The sequence below is a fragment of the Streptomyces sp. NBC_01224 genome, from assembly GCF_036002945.1.
Taxonomy (GTDB): Bacteria; Actinomycetota; Actinomycetes; order Streptomycetales; family Streptomycetaceae; genus Streptomyces.
This window is the reverse complement of the sequence record NZ_CP108529.1, coordinates 1,457,992-1,476,020: the sequence shown is the minus strand read 5'-3', so window position 1 is coordinate 1,476,020 and position 18,029 is coordinate 1,457,992. Positions and strand designations below refer to the sequence as shown.

The window sequence follows — 18,029 nt, the reverse complement described above, 5'->3', positions numbered from 1 at the left end:
CATGAGGCCGGATTCCTGATGGCTTTACCGGGCCTGCGATCGAATCCGAACGAAACGGCTTACGACCTCGCCCACGATTGGCAGTGGGGGAAGGAGCGGTGTCCGGGGCCTTCGAATCCAAGGCGGAGGAGGGAGTCGACGCGGAGCGTCGGCGACTGACGACAACGCCGGAGGTGGAGGTCCCGGACACCGCGACGCCGCTGACAATCGCGGGCGAGGTCGTTAGACCATGGGTGTGTCCGGCACCGGCTCCAACTGCCACCACTGGCCGGGGGAGTCGGTGTCCTCCCATTGCTGGACGCGGGCACCGTCCACCGTGCTGCCATCGGCCACTTCGAGGACGAGCCCGCTGATGAAACTGACCAGGGTCACCACCCCCGGCGCCTCCAGGTGCTGCTCGATCAGCCATTCCTGGGCGCCGTAGTTGTTGGCCCGCCACTGCTGGACCATGGCGCCGTTCTCGGTGGAGGCATTGGCGACATCCAGCCGCTTGCCGCTGTGGACATTGACCAGGTGGTACAGTGCGGCACCCTCGTGCACGGGCGTCAGCTCCCAGTGCTGGGCCGCCGAACCGCTCTCCTCGCCCTGCTGCACCGGGGCGCCTGCGCCCTTGGCGGAGCCGTACACCTCCAGCAACAGCCCGCTGCCCACATTGCGCAGCCGGTAGCGGCCCGCCGCGACGACGGGCGCGGTGTTCCCGCTCATGTTCCGGTTCCTTCCTGGGCAGCAGACCGCCGCCCGGCTCGGCAGTCGGGCGGCGGTCTGCGTACTTCAACGGAGCAGCGGCACGGCTCAGGCGCCGAGGTTGAACTCGCCCGGGTTCGGGCCGAGACGCTTGCCCTCGTCCAGTGCGGCGAACGCGGCCAGGTCGTCGGCGTCCAGCTCGAAGCCGAACACATCGAGGTTCTCCACGATCCGGGACGGCGTCACGGACTTCGGGATCACCACATTGCCGGTCTGGATGTGCCAGCGGAGCACCGCCTGGGCTGGTGTGCGGCCATGCTTCTGGGCGATCGCGACGACCGTCGGGACCTCCAGGAGGCCCTTGCCCTGACCCAGCGGCGACCAAGCCTCGGTCGCGATGCCGTGTTTGGCGTGCAAGGCGCGCGACTCGGCCTGCTGGAGCTGCGGATGGAGCTCGATCTGGTTGATCACCGGAACCACGGAGGTCTCGCCGAGCAGGCGCTCCAGGTGCTCGGGCAGGAAGTTCGAGACACCGATGGCCTTCGCGCGGCCCTCGGAGTAGATCTTCTCGAAGGCCTTGTACGTGTCGATGTACGCGTCCTTGGCCGGCACCGGCCAGTGGATCAGATACAGATCGACGTAGTCCAGACCCAGCTTGTCGAGCGAGGTGTCGAAGGCGCGCAGGGTGGAGTCGTAGCCCTGGTCGGCGTTCCACAGCTTCGTCGTGACGAAGAGCTCCTCGCGGGCGACACCGGAGGCTGCGACGGCCCTGCCCGTGCCCTCTTCGTTCTCGTAGATCGCGGCGGTGTCGATGCTCCGGTACCCGGACTCGATGGCTGTCGCGACCGCCTTCACGGCCTCGTTGTCCGGCACCTGCCAGACACCGAAACCGAGCTGCGGCATTTCGACGCCGTTGTTGAGGGTGATGGAGGGGACCTTGCTCACGAGCGGTCGATCCTTACGTCGTCGGTTGGGATTCTCATGCTCAACGATCACGGGGCGCGATGCATTCCCTGCCGACCTTACGTTCGGCAACGCCTTACGACCTCGCCCGCGACTGGCAGTGGGCGAGGTCGTTACTGCTCCGCCAGGGATCGACGCGACACCGGCTCGATATTGCTAGGACCTCATCCGGTCCGAGCCATTGACCGAGTCTCGTCAAGACGTAACTCTGGAGCACATCACTGAACAGTGAACACTCTTGTGAACGCAACAGTTGGTCGCCGCGGCGAGAACGGCCACGCCCCACTCAATCCTGAACCCCCATCTCAGGAAGGCTGGTACGGCTTATGTCTGATCGCAAGAAGACATCGGAGCACCACCCGTTCAGGAGACTGATCACCGCAGCCCGCGCCGTACTGGTCGACCGTGTACGGCCCAAGTAGGGCATCTACCGGCCGCTCGGCGACACCTCGGGATCGCTGCAGGACACCCATCTTCGGCTCACCGGCATGCGCGGCTGCCAACTGGTCTGAGGAGCTGATCCACGGACAACGGCAACGCGACATCGGCGTCCGGCACCGGAAGGGTCACCGTGCGCGGCCCGACCACCTCGACAGGAGGTGGAACGTCCTCTCGGACGCGGGGCGGCGGGGTGACCCCGTCGCCCCTCCGGGCTGCCCAAGGTCGGCCCAACCTGCCTGCAGCTTCTGGCATTTGGGCCCACGCGGGGCATTGACAGAACGAGCCCCAGGGAATCCCATGCAGTGTTGGTTAGGAACCTTTCCTAACGTCGAACCGAAGGGATCACCGTGCACCCTGCCGCACCCCCACGCCGCATCGTGGCCGTCTTCGCCGGACTCAGCTGTCTGCTTCTGCCCCTGCTCGCCCACCTCCCGAAGGCCTCAGCCGCCACGGCCGCGTACGAGGCCGAGAACGCGAGCCTGTACCGGGCGGCCGTGGCGACGAACCACACCGGATTCACCGGCACCGGCTTCGTCGACTACACCAATGTCGCCGGCGGCTACATCGAGTGGACCGTTGACGCCGACACCGCCGGCTCCACCACGTTCGACCTGCGCTACGCCAACGGCACCACCACCAACCGCCCGCTGGACATCTCCGTGAACGGCGTCACCGTTGCCGCGGGCAAGGCGTTCAACGGCACCGGGTCGTGGGACAGTTGGGCCACCGCCCAGGTCGCCGTCACACTGAAGGCGGGTGCCAACACCGTCCGGGCCACGGCCACCACGGCGAACGGCGGCCCCAACATCGACTCCCTGACCACCGGTACGACGGCAGCGGGCCCCGGCGCGATGGCCGCGGCCCCGTACGAGTACCTCGGCTGGGGGAACCCGCAGAAGCCCACCGATGTGATGGCGGCGACGGGGGTGAAGTGGTTCACGCTGGCCTTCATCCTCTCGGACGGCACCTGCAACCCGAAGTGGGACGGCGACCGGGCACTGACCGGCGGCTCGGACCAGGCGGCCATCAACTCCATCCGGGCGGCCGGCGGCGACATCGTCATCTCGGCGGGTGGCTGGAGCGGCAACAAGCTCGGTGAGAAGTGTTCCAGCGCCGCCGCGCTCGCCGGGGCATACCAGAAGGTGATCAACGCGTACCACCTGAAGGCGCTGGACATCGACATCGAGGACACCGAGTTCTCCAACGCCACGGTGCGGCAGCGGGTGGTCGACGCCCTGAAGATCGTCAAGAACGACAACCCGGGCATCGTGACGTACGTGACCATGGGGACCACGCCGACCGGCCCCGACGCCAACGGCAAGGACCTCATCAAGCGGGGAGCGGCAGCGGGCCTCGCCAACGACGGCTGGGTGATCATGCCGTTCGACTTCGGCGGGCACACCGGCACCATGGGCTCGGCCACGGTCGGCGCGCTCGACGGACTGAAGGCCGCGGTCAAGAGCGCGTACGGGTACAGCGACGACGCGGCCTACCGGCACATCGGGGTCTCCTCGATGAACGGGAAGACCGACGAGTCGGACGAGACCGTCACCACCACCGACTTCAGAACGATCCTCGGCTACGCGCAGCAGCACCACATCGCGCGCTTCGCCTTCTGGTCCGTCAACCGGGACCGCGCCTGCGGCTTGGGCAACGACGCGGACGCCTGCAGCGGGGTTTCCCAGTCCCCGTACGACTTCACCAAGATCGTCGTCCAGTACAAGGGCTGAGGAGGTTCGATGCGTACCACCACGAGAATACGAACCCTCGGCGGGACGGCCCTCGCTGCCGCCGGACTGTTGCTGCCCCTGCTCGCTGCGCCGCCCGCGGCCGCCGCGGGCACCCGTTACGAGGCGGAGGGTGCGACGCTCTCCCAGGCGGCCGTGGCGACGAATCACACCGGCTACTCCGGCACCGGCTTCGTCGACTACACAAACGTCGCCGGCTCGTCGGTGGAGTTCACGGTGAACGCCACCGCGGGCAGCACCTCGCTCGCCATCCGCTACGCCAACGGTACGACCACCAACCGCCCGATGGACATCAGCGTCAACGGTACGGTCGTCGCCTCCGGGGCAGCCTTCAACGGGACCGGCTCCTGGGACACCTGGGCGACAAAGACCGTCGCCGCCCAGCTCGTCGCCGGAACCAACACGATCCGTGCCACCGCGACCACGGCGAACGGAGGCCCCAACCTCGACTACCTGGACAGCCAGGACACCGCCGCCGGTGGTCCCGCAGTGCCCTTCGGCAGCCACCGGTTCCCGTACGCCGCTGGGACGCTGAAGCCGACCGACTCACAGTCCGCGCTCGACCAGGCCGTGATCAAGACGTACAACGCCTGGAAGTCCGCGTTCGTCAGGAAGAACTGCGGCAACGGCTGGTACGAGGTCATCTCGCCGGACGCCGACCACCCCTACGTCGCCGAGGCCCAGGGCTACGGCATGGTCGTCACCGCGACGATGGCAGGAGCCGACCCGGAGGCGAAGACCGTCTTCGACGGCATGGTGAAGTACATGCTCGCGCACCCCTCGGTCAACAACACCAACCTTCTCGCTGCCGAGCAGGACACGTCCTGCAAGAGCGTCGACGGCTCCGACTCGGCGACGGACGGGGACCTCGACGTCGCCTACGGGCTGCTCCTCGCCGACAAGCAGTGGGGATCCACAGGCACGTACAACTACAAGGATCTCGCGGTCAAGCACATCAACGCCATCAAGAAGAGCGAGGTCAACCCGACCACCCACCTCATGCTGCTCGGTGACTGGTCGGACTCCGGTGAGTCCCACTACTGGATGACCCGCTCCTCGGACTGGCTGATCGACCACTTCCGCGCCTTCAAGACGGCCACGGGCGACAGCACCTGGGACACCGTGCGCACTGCCCATCAGAAACTGATCACCACTCAGCAGTCCAAGTACGCGTCGAATACCGGCCTGTTGGCAGACTTCGTCGTCAACACGAACACCACGCCCAAGCCCGCTGCGGGTGAGGTGCTCGAAGGCCCCAACGACGGCGACTACTCCTGGAACGCCTGCCGCGACCCGTGGCGCATCGGCGCGGACGCCGTCACCAGCGGGGACGCGGCCTCGCTCGCCTCGGCGCGCAAGCTCAACTCCTGGATCAAGTCCAAGACCGGCGGCGACCCGAACAGGATCGTCACCGGCTACCACCTGAACGGCACGGCGTACGACAGCGGCGACGACATGGCGTTCACCGCCCCGTTCGTCGTGACCGCGTTGACCGACCCCGGCTCCCAGGCCTGGCTCGACGCGCTCTGGAGCAAGCTCGCCGCCACCTCGATCGACCCACAGCTCTACTACGGCGGGAGCGTCCAGCTGCAGTCGATGATCGTCGCATCCGGCAACTACTGGGTTCCCTGAAGGAGGTTCAGATGAAGGCCAGCACACTCACCACGTTACGAGGAAGAGTGGCCGCGCTCGCGGTCATGCTGCTCTGTACCGGCCTGGTGCAGGCGGTGCCGCAGTCCGCCTCCGCGGCGGCCACCCGGTACGAGGCGGAGTCCGCGACGATCGTCCAGGGCGCCGCCGAGTCCAACCACTCCGGCTACTCCGGGACAGGCTTCGTCAACGGCGACAATGTCGTCGGCAGCTATGTGGAGTTCACGGTCACCGCGGCCTCTGCCGGGACCGGACAGATTGCCATCCGGTACTCCAACGGCACGACGGCCGGCCGGCCCGCGGATGTCGCCGTGGGCGGCACGGTCGTCTCGGCCGCCCGCGCCTTCGACGCCACCGCCGACTGGAACATCTGGGCCACCTCCACCCTGACCACCCCGGTCAAGGCAGGCAGCAACAAGATCCGGCTGACGTCCACGACGGCCAACGGGCTGCCCAACCTCGACTACATCGACTTCACGGTCACCTCGTCGGACACACAAGCACCCACCCCGCCCGGCCGGCCCAGCTGCTCGGCGATTACCGAGAACAGCCTCACGCTGAACTGGGACGCCGCCACCGACAACGTGGGCGTCGCCGCGTACGACATCTACGAACACGGCAACAAGTTCGCGGAGGCGGCGGGCACCGCCACGACGAAGAATCTGACCGGGCTCACCCCCAATACCACGTACAACATCACACTGTTCGCGCGTGACGCGGCCGGCAATGTGTCGTCGGTCAGCCCGATCGTGGACTGCACCACCCTGCCCAGCTCCGACACCACCGCGCCCTCGGCACCCGGCACCCTGTCCACCTCGGGCCTCACCGCGAACAGCGTTGTCCTGAACTGGGGAGCGTCGACGGACAACAAGGCCGTCACCGCCTACGAGATACGCAGCGGCAGCACCGTCTACAAGGCCGTGACCGGCACCCCGCCGGCCACCACGACCACCCTCACCGGGCTCGCCTGCGCCAGCCCGTACACCCTGGACGTCGTTGCCAAGGACGCGGCGGGCAATGCCTCGCCTCCGAGCAACACGGTCACCTTCAACACCTCGGCCTGCGCCACCGACGGCGGCGTACCGTCGGACATCGCCACCGTTTCCACCGGCTGGTCCATCCCCTGGGGCACCTACTGGATGCCCGACGGCAAGACCGCGCTGGTGACCGAACGGGACAGCTTCAAGGTCTTCAAGGTCACCCCCGGCGGCACCAGGACCCAGGTCGGCACCGTGCCGGGCGCCGTCACGACCAACGGTGAGGGAGGCCTGCTCGGTGTCGCCGTCGACCCCAAGTGGTCCACCAACCACTACGTGTACTTCATGCACACCGCGTCCGAGGGCAACCGCGTCGCCCGCATGACATACGACGGCAGCTCGCTCGGCGGATACACGGTCCTGCTCCAGGGGATCAAGAAGAGCAGGTACCACAACGGCGGACGGCTCGCCTTCGGCCCCGACGGCTATCTCTACGCGTCGACCGGCGAAGCCCAGACCCCCGACCTCGCGCAGGACAAGAACTCGCTCAACGGCAAGATCCTCCGGATGACCACGGACGGCAAGGCCGCCCCCGGCAACCCGTTCGGCAACTACGTCTACAGCTACGGCCACCGCAACCCGCAGGGCCTCGCCTTCGACGGCAAAGGACGCCTGTGGGAGGCGGAGTTCGGCGACAGCAAGAAGGACGAGCTCAACCTCATCAAGCCGGGCAACAACTACGGCTGGCCCGTCTGCGAGGGCAGCTGCTCCACCGCCGGCATGACCAACCCGAAGAAGACCTGGAACGTCTCCGAGGCGTCGCCCAGCGGGATCGCCATCGTCCGAAATGTCATCTACATGGCCGCGCTGAAGGGCGAACGGCTGTGGCGGGTGCCGATCACCGGTGACACCGAGAACCTCGGCACGCCGACCGCGTACTACGTCGGCACGTACGGGCGGCTGCGCACGGTCACCAAGGTGCCCGGCCAGGACCAGCTCTGGCTCTCCACCACCAACTGCGACAACAACGGAGGCGAACCGGACGGAGCGGACAAGCTGTTCCGCATCTCGATCAGCTAGCACGCGCTCGACCGCTGAGGCACGGCCGTGCCTCAGCGGTACAGCGCGTCGACCTCCGCCGCGTACGCGGTCTCGATCGCCTTGCGCTTCAGCTTCAGGGACGGCGTGAGCAGACCGTGCTCCTCGCTGAACGGATGAGCCAGAATCCGGAACGTACGGATCGACTCGGCCTGCGACACTGCCGTGTTGGCGGCCACCACCGCGCGCCGGACCTCCATCTCCAGGTCCGGATCCCGCACCAGATCCCCCGGCCTCATGGGTGGCCGCCCCTGCATGGAGAGCCAGTGGTCCACCGACTCCTGGTCGACCGTGACCAGGGCCGCGATGTACGGCCGGTCGTTGCCGACCGCGATGCACTGCGCGACCAGCGGATGTGCCCGCACCCGCTCCTCCAGACCGGCCGGCGAGACACTCTTGCCGCCGGACGTCACCAGGATCTCCTTCTTCCGCCCGGTGATCGTCAGATAGCCGTCCTCGTCGAGCGCCCCCAGGTCCCCGGTGGCCAGCCAGCCCTCGCGCAGTACCGCGTCGGTGGCCTTCGGGTCGCCGAGATAGCCCGCGAAAACATTGCCGCCGTGCACCCACACCTCGCCGTCCTCGGCGATGTGCACAGTGGTGCCGGGGATCGGCTGCCCGACCGTGCCGTACCGGGTGCGCTCCGGCGGATTGGCGGTGGCCGCCGCGGTCGACTCGGTCAGCCCGTACCCCTCGTACACCGTGACGCCCGCCCCTTCGAAGAACAGCCCGAGCTGCCGCTCCATCCCCGAGCCGCCGGACATGGCGTGCCGGATCCGGCCGCCCATCGCCTCGCGCACCTTCTTGTACACGACCTTGTCGAAGAACTGGTGCTGCATCCGCAGCCCGGCGGACGGCCCCGGACCGGTCCCGAACGCCCGCGCCTCCGTCGCCTCGGCGTACTTCACCGCGATGTCCACGGCCTTGTCGAACGGCCCGACCCGGCCATCCGCCTCGGCCTTGCGCCGGGCGGCGTTGAAGACCTTCTCGAAGATGTACGGCACCGCCAGGATGAACGTCGGCCGGAACGACACCAGGTCAGGCATCAGGGCCTTCGCCGACAACTCCGGCTGATGGCCCAGCTTCACCCGGCCGCGGACCGCGGCGAGCTCCACCATCCTGCCGAAGACATGCGCCAGGGGCAGGAAGAGCAGGGTCGCCGCCTCGTCGCCCGGCCTGGAGTGGAAGACCGACTCCCAGCGGGCGGCCATGGTGTCCGTCTCGAACATGAAGTTGGCATGCGTGATCACGCAGCCCTTGGGGCGTCCGGTCGTGCCCGAGGTGTAGATGATGGTCGCCACCGACTCGGGCGTCACCGCGCGCCGGTGGCGGTGCACCACCTCGTCCTCGACATGGGCGCCCGCGTCGACGAGCTCGGTCACCGCGTCGGCGTCCAACTGCCAGAGCCGCTTGAGCTGCGGCAGCCGGTCGATCACCGACGCGAGCGTCATCGCATGGTCCTCGTGCTCGACCACGATGGCGGACACATCGGCGTCGTGCAGCATCCAGAAGACCTGTTCGGCCGAGGACGTCGGATAGACCGGTACGGACTGGGCGCCGACCGTCCACAGCGCGAAGTCGAGGAGCGTCCACTCGTAACGCGTACGCGACATCAGGGCCACCCGGTCGCCGAATCTGACGCCGTGCGCGATCAGCCCCTTGGCGAGCGCCAGCACCTCGTCGCGGAACGTTGCCGCAGTGACATCCTGCCAGCGTCCGCTCGCGTCTTTTCGGCCGAGCGCGACCCGGTGCGGATCTTCCTCGGCGTAGTCGAACACCACATCGGCCAGCCCGCCTACGAGGGGCGCGGCCGCCATGGGTGGGACAGTGAACTCGCGCAATGACCTGCTCCTTGTGGCGCTCCGCACAGCGCCGTGACGCTACCCCACCGGGCGGCGCGGCGGGAGGGCCCCGTAACGGCGGACAACGTGGCATATGCACAGGTCAGCCACCGAAATCCGGCCAGATGGGCAAGGCTCGGGCGCGGCTGAGACCGCGGAGTAAGAGGGCGGCGCCGGAATCTCCACCGAATCTGTACGCCGCTGTCACTTCCGTTCCGAGCGGGTACGAGGGTATTGGCCGCGGACGGACCCGCGGACGGACCCGCACATGCCCTGCCCGACCCGGCCGGGTCGGGCGCGGAACTGCGACTGCCGTCCGTTCTCCCCGTACAGGCGTGCGGTCATGCCCTGTCCCGGCCACCGATCGAACCGATTGTGCCGACACTGCGGATCAGCCGGTCGCCGCCCGCCAGGATCGCCGCCGCCAGGGCGTCCGCGGCCTCCTGCGCCCCGTCCCGGCGGCGGCCGTGCAGCAGGACGAAATCCACATCGCCCAGCTCCGGCAGGCCCGCTCTGGCCGGCACCGGCGCCAGACCCGGCGGGATCAGCCCCCGACTGTGAGCCATCACGCCCAGGCCCGCATGGGCCGCAGCGATCAGTCCGCTGAGGCTGGTGCTCGTACAGGCGACCCGCCAGGACCGGCCGTGCTCCTCCAGGACCTCCAGAGCACGGGCCCGGGTGATGCCCGGCGGTGGGAAGAGGATCAGCGGAACCGGACGGTCCGGGTCTATCCGCAGCTGCGGCGCGCCGATCCAGGTCAGCGCGTCCTGCCAGACCAGCTCGCCGTGCGTGTCGCCGGCGCGCCGCTTGGCGAGCACCAGATCCAGCCGGCCCGCGGCCAGCCGCTGGTGCAGCGTCCCGGAGAGCTCCACCGTCAGCTCCAGCTCGACCTCCGGGTGGTCACGGCGGAACGACTCCAGGATCTCCGGCAGCCGCGTCAGCACGAAGTCCTCGGAGGCCCCGAACCGCAGCCGCCCACGCAGCCGGGTGCCGGTGAAGAAGGTCGCGGCACGCTCATGGGCCTCAAGTATCGTCCGGGCGAAACCGAGCATCGCCTCACCGTCGACGGTGAGGTCGACCCGGTGCGTGTCCCGGGTGAACAGCTGCCGCCCCGTCGCATCCTCCAGGCGCCGCACATGCTGGCTCACCGTGGACTGCCGCACACCCAGCCGGCGGGCCGCCCGGGTGAAGCTCAGTGTCTGGGCGACGGCGAGAAAGGTACGCAACTGCGCGGGGTCGTACACAGCCCCCAGGCTATCGCGAATCGTGATGACAGTGAGAGCGGTATACCGGATTCCCGATCAAGGTGATCAAGAGCAGGATGGAAAAGGCACGACCAGAACCAAGAGAACATGTGGAGCACATGAGCCGCCGCACCCTGAAACTGCCGTCCTGGCTGCCGATCGACCCCTACATCCTGGCCCTGATCGGCACGGTCGTGCTGGCGGCGATACTGCCCGCATCGGGGACCGCCGCCGATGTGGCGGGCGGCGCCTCGACCGGAGCCGTCGCCTTTCTCTTCTTCCTGTACGGCGCCCGCCTCTCCACCGCCGAGGCACTCGTTGGTCTCAAGCACTGGCGGCTCCACCTCACCGTCCTCGTCTGCACCTTCGTGGCCTTCCCGCTGCTCGGTCTCGCGGGCAAGGGGCTGGTGCCGTACGTCCTGACGCCGCAGCTCTACAGCGGCTTCCTCTTCCTGTGCCTCGTCCCCTCGACGATCCAGTCGTCGATCGCCTTCACCTCGATCGCCCGCGGCAACGTGCCCGCGGCGATCTGTGCGGGCTCCTTCTCCTCGATCGCCGGAATCTTCCTCACGCCGCTGCTCGCCGCCGCGCTGCTGGGCAACGGCAGCGGTGGATTCTCGGCCGATGCGCTGCTGAAGATCGGAATCCAGCTGCTGCTGCCGTTCGTCGCCGGGCAGCTGCTGCGCCGCTGGATCGGTGGCCTCATCACCCGCCACAAGAAGGTCCTCGGCTATGTCGACCGCGGCTCGATCCTGCTCGTCGTCTACACGGCATTCAGCGAGGGCATGGTCGCGGGCATCTGGCACCAGGTCACCCCGGCCAGGCTCGGAGCGCTGTTCGGCGCCGAGGTGGTGCTGCTCTCGCTGATGCTCGCGCTGAGCTGGTACGGGGCGAAGCGGCTCGGCTTCGACCGTGGGGACCGGATCGCCATTCAGTTCGCCGGCTCCAAGAAGAGCCTCGCCTCCGGGCTGCCGATGGCGAGCGTCCTGTTCGGGGCGCACGCGTCCCTGGCCGTACTGCCGCTCATGCTCTTCCACCAGATGCAGCTGATGGTGTGCGCAGTGATCGCCAAGCGCCGCTCGCGCGATCCGCGGGAGGAGAACCGGGAGGACAGTGCGGTGTCACGGGAGTCCGTCACGGTGAGATGAGGGTGCGCCCGGAGCCCCGCCCGGGCGCGGGAGCGGCCGGCGCTCCCCGCCGGCCGGATCCCTGTCCCGTGCGGACGGGCGGGGCGCCTCAGCCCTGGCCGACCGTCGCCTCCAGGGCGATGCGGTGCTCACCCGCGTACACGTTCATGGAAGGACCCCGCAGAAAGCCGACCAGGGTCAGTCCGGTCTCGGCCGCCAGATCGACGGCGAGGGACGACGGTGCCGAGACCGCCGCGAGCATCGGGATCCCGGCCATCACCGCCTTCTGGGCCAGCTCGAACGAGGCCCGCCCCGACACCAGCAGAATCGCCCGGGACAGCGGCAGCCGGTGGTCGGTCAGAGCCCGGCCGACCAGCTTGTCGACCGCGTTGTGCCGGCCGACGTCCTCCCGGACGTCGAGCAGCTCACCCGTCTCGGAGAACAGCGCCGCCGCGTGCAGACCCCCGGTCCGGTCGAAGACCCGCTGCGCGGCGCGCAGCCGGTCGGGGAGGGCGGCGAGCAGGGCGGGCTCGACCCGGACCGGGGGAGCGTCGGCGACCGGATGCCGGGTGGTGGTGCGCACCGCGTCGAGGCTCGCCTTGCCGCACAGCCCGCAGGACGACGTGGTGTACACATTGCGTTCGAGTGTGATGTCGGGGACCGGGACGCCGGGGGCGAGCTTCACATCCACGATGTTGTACGTGTTGACGCCGTCCGCCGTGGCCCCGGCGCAGTAGACGATTCCCTGCACCTCGGAGCCGTCACCGATCACGCCCTCGCTCACCAGGAAGCCCGCCGCCAGCGCGAAGTCGTCGCCCGGCGTGCGCATCGTGATGGCGAGCGGCTTGCCGTTCAGCCGGATCTCCAGGGGCTCCTCGGCGACGAGCGTGTCGGGGCGCGTGGAGACGGCCCCGTCCCGGATGCGGATGGTGCGGCGGCGCTCGGTGACCCGTCCCATAGCGGTTAAACCCGATTCTGTACGTGTTGGAAGCCGAACCGGCCCTGAAGCAGAGGTTGCCGTGGGTCACCGGATTGCCGTGCGGAGAGGTGACCTTGACGATCTCAGTGTCCTGCACATGGAGTGTGACATTGCAGCCGACACCGCAGTACGCGCAGATGGTGGTGGTCTCCGTCCGGGCCTGTTCGTCCCAGGTCTCGGCCGCGCGCATATCGAATTCGGTCTTGAAGGAGAGCGCGCCGGTGGGGCACACCTCGATGCAGTTGCCGCAGTGGGCACAGGCCGAATCGGTAGATGTCAAGTCGACAGAATAATGTCTGCAATATGCTTTCTGGGTGGTCAAGGCTGTTGCCAAGCCTCCAATGACCGGGTGCTAATCCTGTGGGATCACGTGCCCCTGTACCGGGCAGTAGCGACCAAGACTGGATGGTTCCTGCCATATGTAGCGAGGGGATCTTGTACATGACCGGCTCACGTGTCGTGGCGCTCGGCCACTATCAGCCCGCCAAGGTACTCACCAACGACGAGCTGGCGGCCATGGTCGACACCAGTGACGAGTGGATCACCAGTCGCGTCGGCATCAAGACCCGCCATGTCGGAGGCCCTGACGAGCCGGTGGACGAGATGGCCGCGCACGCAGGGGCCAAGGCGCTCGCCGCGGCGGGGCTGCAGCCCGCCGAAGTCGATCTGGTTCTTGTCGCGACCTCCACCGCGATCGACCGTTCGCCGAGCATGTCGGCCCGGGTCGCCGCCCGGCTCGGCATGGGCTCACCCGCGGTGATGGACATCAATGTCGTCTGCTCCGGCTTCACGCACGCCCTCGCCACCGCCGACCATGCGATCAGGGCGGGCGCGGCCGAGCGCGTCCTCGTCATCGGCGCCGACAAGATGGCGGACATCGCGGACTGGACCGACCGCAGCACCTGTGTCCTGCTCGGCGACGGAGCCGGTGCGGCGGTCGTCGTCGCGGACCCGGACGGCGGCGACCGGCCTGGGATCGGCCCCGTGCTGTGGGGCTCGGTGCCGGAGATGGGGAACGCGGTACGGATCGAGGGGACGCCCCCGCGGTTCGCGCAGGAGGGGCAGTCCGTGTACCGCTGGGCCACCACGCAGCTGCCGCCCATCGCCCGCAGGGTGTGCGAAAAGGCCGGCGTCGCGCCCGAGGATCTGGCCGCGGTGGTACTGCATCAGGCCAATCTGAGGATCATCGAACCGGTCGCCAGGAAGATCGGTGCGGTCAACGCGGTCATCGCCCGGGATGTCGTGGATTCGGGTAATACATCCGCGGCATCTATCCCGATGGCCCTGTCCAAGCTGGTGGAGCGCGGCGAGGTGCACAGCGGCGGGCCGGTGCTGCTTTTCGGCTTCGGCGGGAATCTCTCGTACGCGGGTCAGGTGATCCGCTGTCCCTGAGGGGCGTTGTGCTCGGTAGACTGTAGACGATAAGCAATTGCTCGTCGCCCGGAGGGGGACCGCGATGTTGTCCACAGGACTGCCTCAAGGGGCTGTGCCGAAGCTGGAGCGGCCCGGTCCGCTACGCGAGCGCGTGTACGAGGCGCTGCTCGAGCTCATATCGACGCGTGCGCTCCGTCCCGGCCAGCATCTGGTCGAGAGCGAGCTGGCCGGCCATCTCGGAGTGTCCAGGCAGCCGGTGCGGGAGGCACTGCAGCGGCTGAACACCGAGGGCTGGGTCGATCTGCGGCCCGCCCAGGGTGCGTTCGTCCATGAGCCCACCGAGGACGAGGCGGACCAGCTGCTCTCGGTCCGCACCCTCCTGGAGGCCGAGGCCGCCCGTCTTGCCGCGGCCAACTCCGGCGCTGCCGGGATCGCCGCCCTGGAGGAGCTCTGCGCCAAGGGTGAGCAGGCCGTCGCCGACGACGACGTGGACCTGGCGGTCGCCACCAACGCGGCCTTCCATGCCAAGGTCATGGAGCTGGCGGGCAGTGTCGTCCTCTCCGAGCTCGCCGGACAGGTGGACCGCCGGGCGCGCTGGTACTACACCCCGGTGGCCCGCCGGCGCGGCACCCGGTCCTGGATCGAGCACCGCTCGCTCATCGCGGCGATCTCCTCACGCGACGAGCGGCGGGCCACGGAGATCATGCGGGCGCACACGGAACACACGCGCAAGACGTACCACCAGCGCGAAGAGGGCCAGTAGCGCGCGGCCGGACAGGCCGAACGGCGTCGTGAAGGAAGGGTCTGGGCTTTGAGCCCAGACCCTTTCCGCGTTCCCCGCCGTCCTGGTTCCTGGAACCGTCCAGTTTTCTCACACTCAAATGTTCAATCGAACATAGATGTGTTAGAAATGGGTCATGGGTGTCGCCAATCGTCTGGACCTGACCCTGCGATTGGTGCAGGGCTCCGACCGGGTTTCCGTGTCGGAGCTCTCCCATCGCCTGGGGGTCTCCGAAATGACCGTCCGCCGGGATCTCGACGCACTGGAGCGGCAGGGGCTGGTGCGCAGGGTGCACGGCGGTGCGGTCGCCACGCGTGCACGGGAGGAGGGCGCGGGCTTCTTTGCCCGTGAGCCGTGGCAGGCCGCGACGAAGGACCGGCTCGGTGCGGCCGTGGCCGCGATGGTGGAGCCGGGATCGCGGGTGCTTCTCGACGCGGGCACCACCACCGTGCACGTCGCCGAGCACCTGGCCGAACGGGCGCCCCTGACGGTGGCGGTGGTCAGTCTTCAGGCCGCGGTCCGCCTGGCGGACCGGCCCGGGATCGAGCTGCTGATCATCGGCGGCCGGTCCCGCCCCGGTGAGCAGTCGCTGGTCGGCCCGCTGGCCCTGCGCACCGTCGAGGCGCTGGCCTTCGACTGCTTCGTCATGTCCATCGGCGGTGTGCACGCCGAGTACGGCTGGTCGGAGTTCTCACTGGACGACGCGGCCGTCAAGCAGGCCGCGCTGGCGCAATCGGACCGGATCATCGCCGTTGCCGACGCGACCAAACTCGGGGTGCGTGCGTTCAGCCAGGTCGCCGCCGTGGGCGCGGTGGACGTGTTCGTCACCGACAGCGCGGCCGAGGACGCCGCCACCCACCCCAATGGCCCGCTGACGCTGTCCGCCCTGCGCGATGCGGGCGTCCACACCGTCCTGGCCTGAGAACCGGATCAACCGCGAGGAGCACACATCATGACCGCAGGCCTGGACACCCCCGACCGCCGCGGGCGCACCGGTCTGGACCGGCACGGCCGCGACCTGACCGGCAATCCGCGAGTGCGCATCAGTGACGTGGAGGTGCTGTCCTGCGATTGGTACGTCCTGCGCAGGACGACCTTCGACTATCAGCACAGCGACGGCCATTGGAGCCGGGAACAGCGCGAGACCTACGACCGGGGCGACGGCGCCACGATTCTGCTCTACCACCCTGGTCGTCGCACCGTTCTGCTGACCCGTCAGTTCCGGCTGCCCGCCTACGTCAACGGGCACCACGACGGGATGCTGATCGAGACCGCCGCCGGGCTGCTCGACGGCGACAGCCCCGAGGAGGCCATCCGCAGGGAAGCGGTCGAGGAGACCGGACACCTCGTCGGCACTCCCGAGCGCGTCTTCGACGTCTACATGAGTCCCGGCTCGGTCACCGAACGTCTGCACTTCTTCGCCGCCCCCTACCGTTCGGCGGGTGGCACCGCCGGCGCGCACGGGGTCGCGGCCGAGGGCGAGGACATCGAGACCGTGGAACTCCCCTTCGAGGAGGCTCTCTCCATGGTCCGCGGCGGGGCCATCGCCGACGCAAAGACCATCATGCTGCTCCAGTGGGCGGCCCTGGACGGCCCGTTCCGGCACCGCTGACTTCCGACCCGACCCGACCCGGTGCGCGCCCCGGTACGCGCCCCGAACGTCGCCCGCGCCGGCGGCCGACCAATGACTCGGCCGAACGGCTTTGTCCTCGGTGTGGAGAAAGTTGTAGCGGATTCCTGCGCAACTTCTTCCCACTCCCGGCAACCGCTGCTACGTTCCCCTCGAAAGCCCGACGGACAGGCCGATGTGGCGGGGAGGGGCGCGTGAGACGTATGACGGCACGACCCGCGAATGCGCATCAGGCGCGACTGCTCCGGCTGTTGCGCGACGGCGGGCCCAACTCAAGGGCACAGCTGGGGGATCAGGTAGATCTCTCCCGCTCCAAGCTCGCCGTCGAGGTCGACAGGCTGCTGGAGACCGGACTCGTCGTGGCCGACGGACTCGCCGCATCCCGCGGAGGACGTCGCTCGCACAACATCCGGCTCGCCCCGCAGCTGCGCTTCCTCGGCGTCGACATCGGTGCCACATCCGTCGATGTGGCCGTCACCAACGCCGAGTTGGAGGTCCTGGGTCACCTCAACCACCCCATGGACGTACGCGAAGGACCCGTCGCCATCTTCGAGCAGGTGCTGTCCCTGGCAGCCAAGCTCCGGGCCTCCGGGCTCGCCGAAGGATTCGACGGCGCGGGCATCGGCGTACCCGGACCGGTCCGCTTCCCCGAAGGGGTACCGGTCGCACCGCCGATCATGCCCGGCTGGGACGGCTTCCCGGTCCGCGAGGCGCTCAGCCAGGAACTGGGCTGCCCCGTCATGGTCGACAACGATGTGAACCTGATGGCGATGGGGGAGCAGCACGCGGGCGTCGCGCGCTCCGTGGGCGACTTCCTCTGCGTCAAGATCGGTACGGGTATCGGCTGCGGCATCGTCGTCGGCGGCGAGGTCCACCGCGGTACGACGGGCAGCGCCGGAGACATCGGCCACATCCAGGTCGAACCCGAAGGACGCGCCTGCGCCTGCGGCAACCGGGGCTGCCTGGAAGCCCACTTCAGCGGTGCCGCGCTCGCCCGTGACGCCGAGGACGCGGCGCGCGCCGGGCAGTCGGCGGAACTAGCGGGCCGGCTGGAGGCGGCCGGAAGGCTCACCGCCGCCGATGTGGCCGCCGCCGCGGCCGCCGGTGACGCGACCTCGCTCGACCTGATCCGCGAAGGCGGCAACCGGGTAGGCCAGGTCATCGCGGGACTCGTCAGCTTCTTCAATCCCGGACTGGTGGTGATCGGCGGCGGTGTGACCGGCCTCGGTCACACGCTCCTCGCCAGCGTCCGGACCCAGGTCTACCGGCAGTCGCTGCCGCTGGCCACCGGAAATCTTCCCATTGTGCTGGGCGAGTTGGGACCGGCCGCCGGAGTGATCGGCGCCGCCCGCCTCATCAGCGACCACCTGTTCTCACCGGCCTGACCCTCGGCCGGCAGCACATCGGCACAGTCCGGAAACACCCGCACCACCGCACCTGGTACAGCCCTGCCCGCTCACCGGCCTTCCCCAAGCTCTCGGCTGCGCTCGAGCAG

At 68.7% G+C, this 18,029-nt stretch carries 14 protein-coding genes and 2 pseudogenes; 10 read left to right on the top strand and 6 right to left on the bottom strand.

Annotated features, from left to right (window positions below; all coding sequences use genetic code 11):
• Positions 1-222: 222 nt before the first annotated feature.
• Together OG609_RS05845 and OG609_RS05840 are read right to left on the bottom strand one after the other, a co-directional pair.
• Positions 223-705 carry an RICIN domain-containing protein gene (locus tag OG609_RS05845; RefSeq protein ID WP_327271807.1) on the bottom strand — a complete coding sequence of 161 codons (483 nt, stop codon included), beginning with the start codon at positions 703-705 and terminating at the stop codon, positions 223-225.
• A gap of 87 nt (positions 706-792) precedes the next feature.
• Entirely contained in the window at positions 793-1,629 is an 837-nt protein-coding gene (locus OG609_RS05840; protein ID WP_327271806.1) for an aldo/keto reductase, read from the bottom strand.
• Positions 1,630-2,042: 413 nt separating this feature from the next.
• On the opposite strand from OG609_RS05840, the pseudogene OG609_RS05835 reads away from it, so the two are divergent.
• From OG609_RS05835 to OG609_RS05820, 4 genes and pseudogenes are all read left to right on the top strand, one after another.
• Positions 2,043-2,159 (top strand): annotated as a pseudogene (locus OG609_RS05835) (Tat pathway signal sequence domain protein); the annotation flags it as partial.
• 276 nt (positions 2,160-2,435) lie between these two features.
• On the top strand, positions 2,436-3,818 hold the full coding sequence (locus OG609_RS05830) for a carbohydrate-binding protein (protein ID WP_327271805.1): 1,383 nt from the start codon (positions 2,436-2,438) through the stop codon (positions 3,816-3,818).
• 9 nt (positions 3,819-3,827) lie between these two features.
• On the top strand, positions 3,828-5,468 hold the full coding sequence (locus tag OG609_RS05825) for a glycosyl hydrolase family 8 (protein ID WP_327271804.1): 1,641 nt from the start codon (positions 3,828-3,830) through the stop codon (positions 5,466-5,468).
• A gap of 11 nt (positions 5,469-5,479) precedes the next feature.
• The gene (locus OG609_RS05820; protein ID WP_327271803.1) at positions 5,480-7,543 is read left to right on the top strand and encodes a PQQ-dependent sugar dehydrogenase; all 2,064 of its coding nucleotides are present in this window, start codon (positions 5,480-5,482) and stop codon (positions 7,541-7,543) included.
• Positions 7,544-7,575: 32 nt separating this feature from the next.
• On the opposite strand, the gene OG609_RS05815 is transcribed toward OG609_RS05820, so the two are convergent.
• Positions 7,576-9,375: an AMP-dependent synthetase/ligase gene (locus OG609_RS05815; RefSeq protein WP_327271802.1), complete on the bottom strand. Its 1,800-nt coding sequence runs from the start codon at positions 9,373-9,375 to the stop codon at positions 7,576-7,578.
• Positions 9,376-9,740: 365 nt separating this feature from the next.
• Positions 9,741-10,652, bottom strand: coding sequence for a LysR substrate-binding domain-containing protein (locus OG609_RS05810; protein WP_327277946.1), 912 nt, complete (start codon positions 10,650-10,652; stop codon positions 9,741-9,743).
• Between the two features lie 110 nt (positions 10,653-10,762).
• Here OG609_RS05810 and OG609_RS05805 point away from each other — a divergent pair, with 110 nt between their 5' ends.
• Complete coding sequence (locus OG609_RS05805) at positions 10,763-11,791, top strand: bile acid:sodium symporter family protein (RefSeq protein ID WP_327271801.1); 1,029 nt, start codon at positions 10,763-10,765, stop codon at positions 11,789-11,791.
• Positions 11,792-11,879: 88 nt separating this feature from the next.
• Here the strand turns inward: OG609_RS05805 and fdhD are convergent, their stop codons facing one another.
• Together fdhD and OG609_RS05795 are read right to left on the bottom strand one after the other, a co-directional pair.
• Entirely contained in the window at positions 11,880-12,728 is an 849-nt protein-coding gene (fdhD, locus tag OG609_RS05800; RefSeq protein ID WP_327271800.1) for a formate dehydrogenase accessory sulfurtransferase FdhD, read from the bottom strand.
• Between the two features lie 5 nt (positions 12,729-12,733).
• Positions 12,734-13,032 (bottom strand): annotated as a pseudogene (locus OG609_RS05795) (4Fe-4S binding protein); the annotation flags it as partial.
• A gap of 158 nt (positions 13,033-13,190) precedes the next feature.
• Here OG609_RS05795 and OG609_RS05790 point away from each other — a divergent pair.
• From OG609_RS05790 to OG609_RS05770, 5 genes are all read left to right on the top strand, one after another.
• The gene (locus tag OG609_RS05790; RefSeq protein ID WP_327271799.1) at positions 13,191-14,141 is read left to right on the top strand and encodes a beta-ketoacyl-ACP synthase III; all 951 of its coding nucleotides are present in this window, start codon (positions 13,191-13,193) and stop codon (positions 14,139-14,141) included.
• A gap of 64 nt (positions 14,142-14,205) precedes the next feature.
• The gene (locus OG609_RS05785; RefSeq protein ID WP_327271798.1) at positions 14,206-14,886 is read left to right on the top strand and encodes a GntR family transcriptional regulator; all 681 of its coding nucleotides are present in this window, start codon (positions 14,206-14,208) and stop codon (positions 14,884-14,886) included.
• Between the two features lie 154 nt (positions 14,887-15,040).
• Positions 15,041-15,826, top strand: coding sequence for a DeoR/GlpR family DNA-binding transcription regulator (locus OG609_RS05780; protein ID WP_327271797.1), 786 nt, complete (start codon positions 15,041-15,043; stop codon positions 15,824-15,826).
• Between the two features lie 30 nt (positions 15,827-15,856).
• Positions 15,857-16,516: an NUDIX domain-containing protein gene (locus tag OG609_RS05775; RefSeq protein ID WP_327271796.1), complete on the top strand. Its 660-nt coding sequence runs from the start codon at positions 15,857-15,859 to the stop codon at positions 16,514-16,516.
• A gap of 221 nt (positions 16,517-16,737) precedes the next feature.
• Entirely contained in the window at positions 16,738-17,919 is a 1,182-nt protein-coding gene (locus OG609_RS05770) for an ROK family transcriptional regulator (RefSeq protein ID WP_327277945.1), read from the top strand.
• The last annotated feature ends 110 nt before the right edge of the window (positions 17,920-18,029 follow it).

Excerpts from the sequence above, each read along its gene's own strand:
- OG609_RS05805 (WP_327271801.1), top strand. The coding sequence starts at position 10,763 with ATGAGCCGCCGCACCCTGAAACTGCCGTCCTGGCTGCCGATCGACCCC.
- OG609_RS05780 (WP_327271797.1), top strand. The coding sequence starts at position 15,041 with ATGGGTGTCGCCAATCGTCTGGACCTGACCCTGCGATTGGTGCAGGGC.
- OG609_RS05775 (WP_327271796.1), top strand. The coding sequence starts at position 15,857 with ATGACCGCAGGCCTGGACACCCCCGACCGCCGCGGGCGCACCGGTCTG.
- OG609_RS05825 (WP_327271804.1), top strand. The coding sequence starts at position 3,828 with ATGCGTACCACCACGAGAATACGAACCCTCGGCGGGACGGCCCTCGCT.
- fdhD (WP_327271800.1), bottom strand. The coding sequence starts at position 12,728 with ATGGGACGGGTCACCGAGCGCCGCCGCACCATCCGCATCCGGGACGGG.
- OG609_RS05770 (WP_327277945.1), top strand. The coding sequence starts at position 16,738 with ATGACGGCACGACCCGCGAATGCGCATCAGGCGCGACTGCTCCGGCTG.
- OG609_RS05820 (WP_327271803.1), top strand. The coding sequence starts at position 5,480 with ATGAAGGCCAGCACACTCACCACGTTACGAGGAAGAGTGGCCGCGCTC.
- OG609_RS05845 (WP_327271807.1), bottom strand. The coding sequence starts at position 705 with ATGAGCGGGAACACCGCGCCCGTCGTCGCGGCGGGCCGCTACCGGCTG.
- OG609_RS05785 (WP_327271798.1), top strand. The coding sequence starts at position 14,206 with ATGTTGTCCACAGGACTGCCTCAAGGGGCTGTGCCGAAGCTGGAGCGG.
- OG609_RS05815 (WP_327271802.1), bottom strand. The coding sequence starts at position 9,375 with ATGGCGGCCGCGCCCCTCGTAGGCGGGCTGGCCGATGTGGTGTTCGAC.
- OG609_RS05790 (WP_327271799.1), top strand. The coding sequence starts at position 13,191 with ATGACCGGCTCACGTGTCGTGGCGCTCGGCCACTATCAGCCCGCCAAG.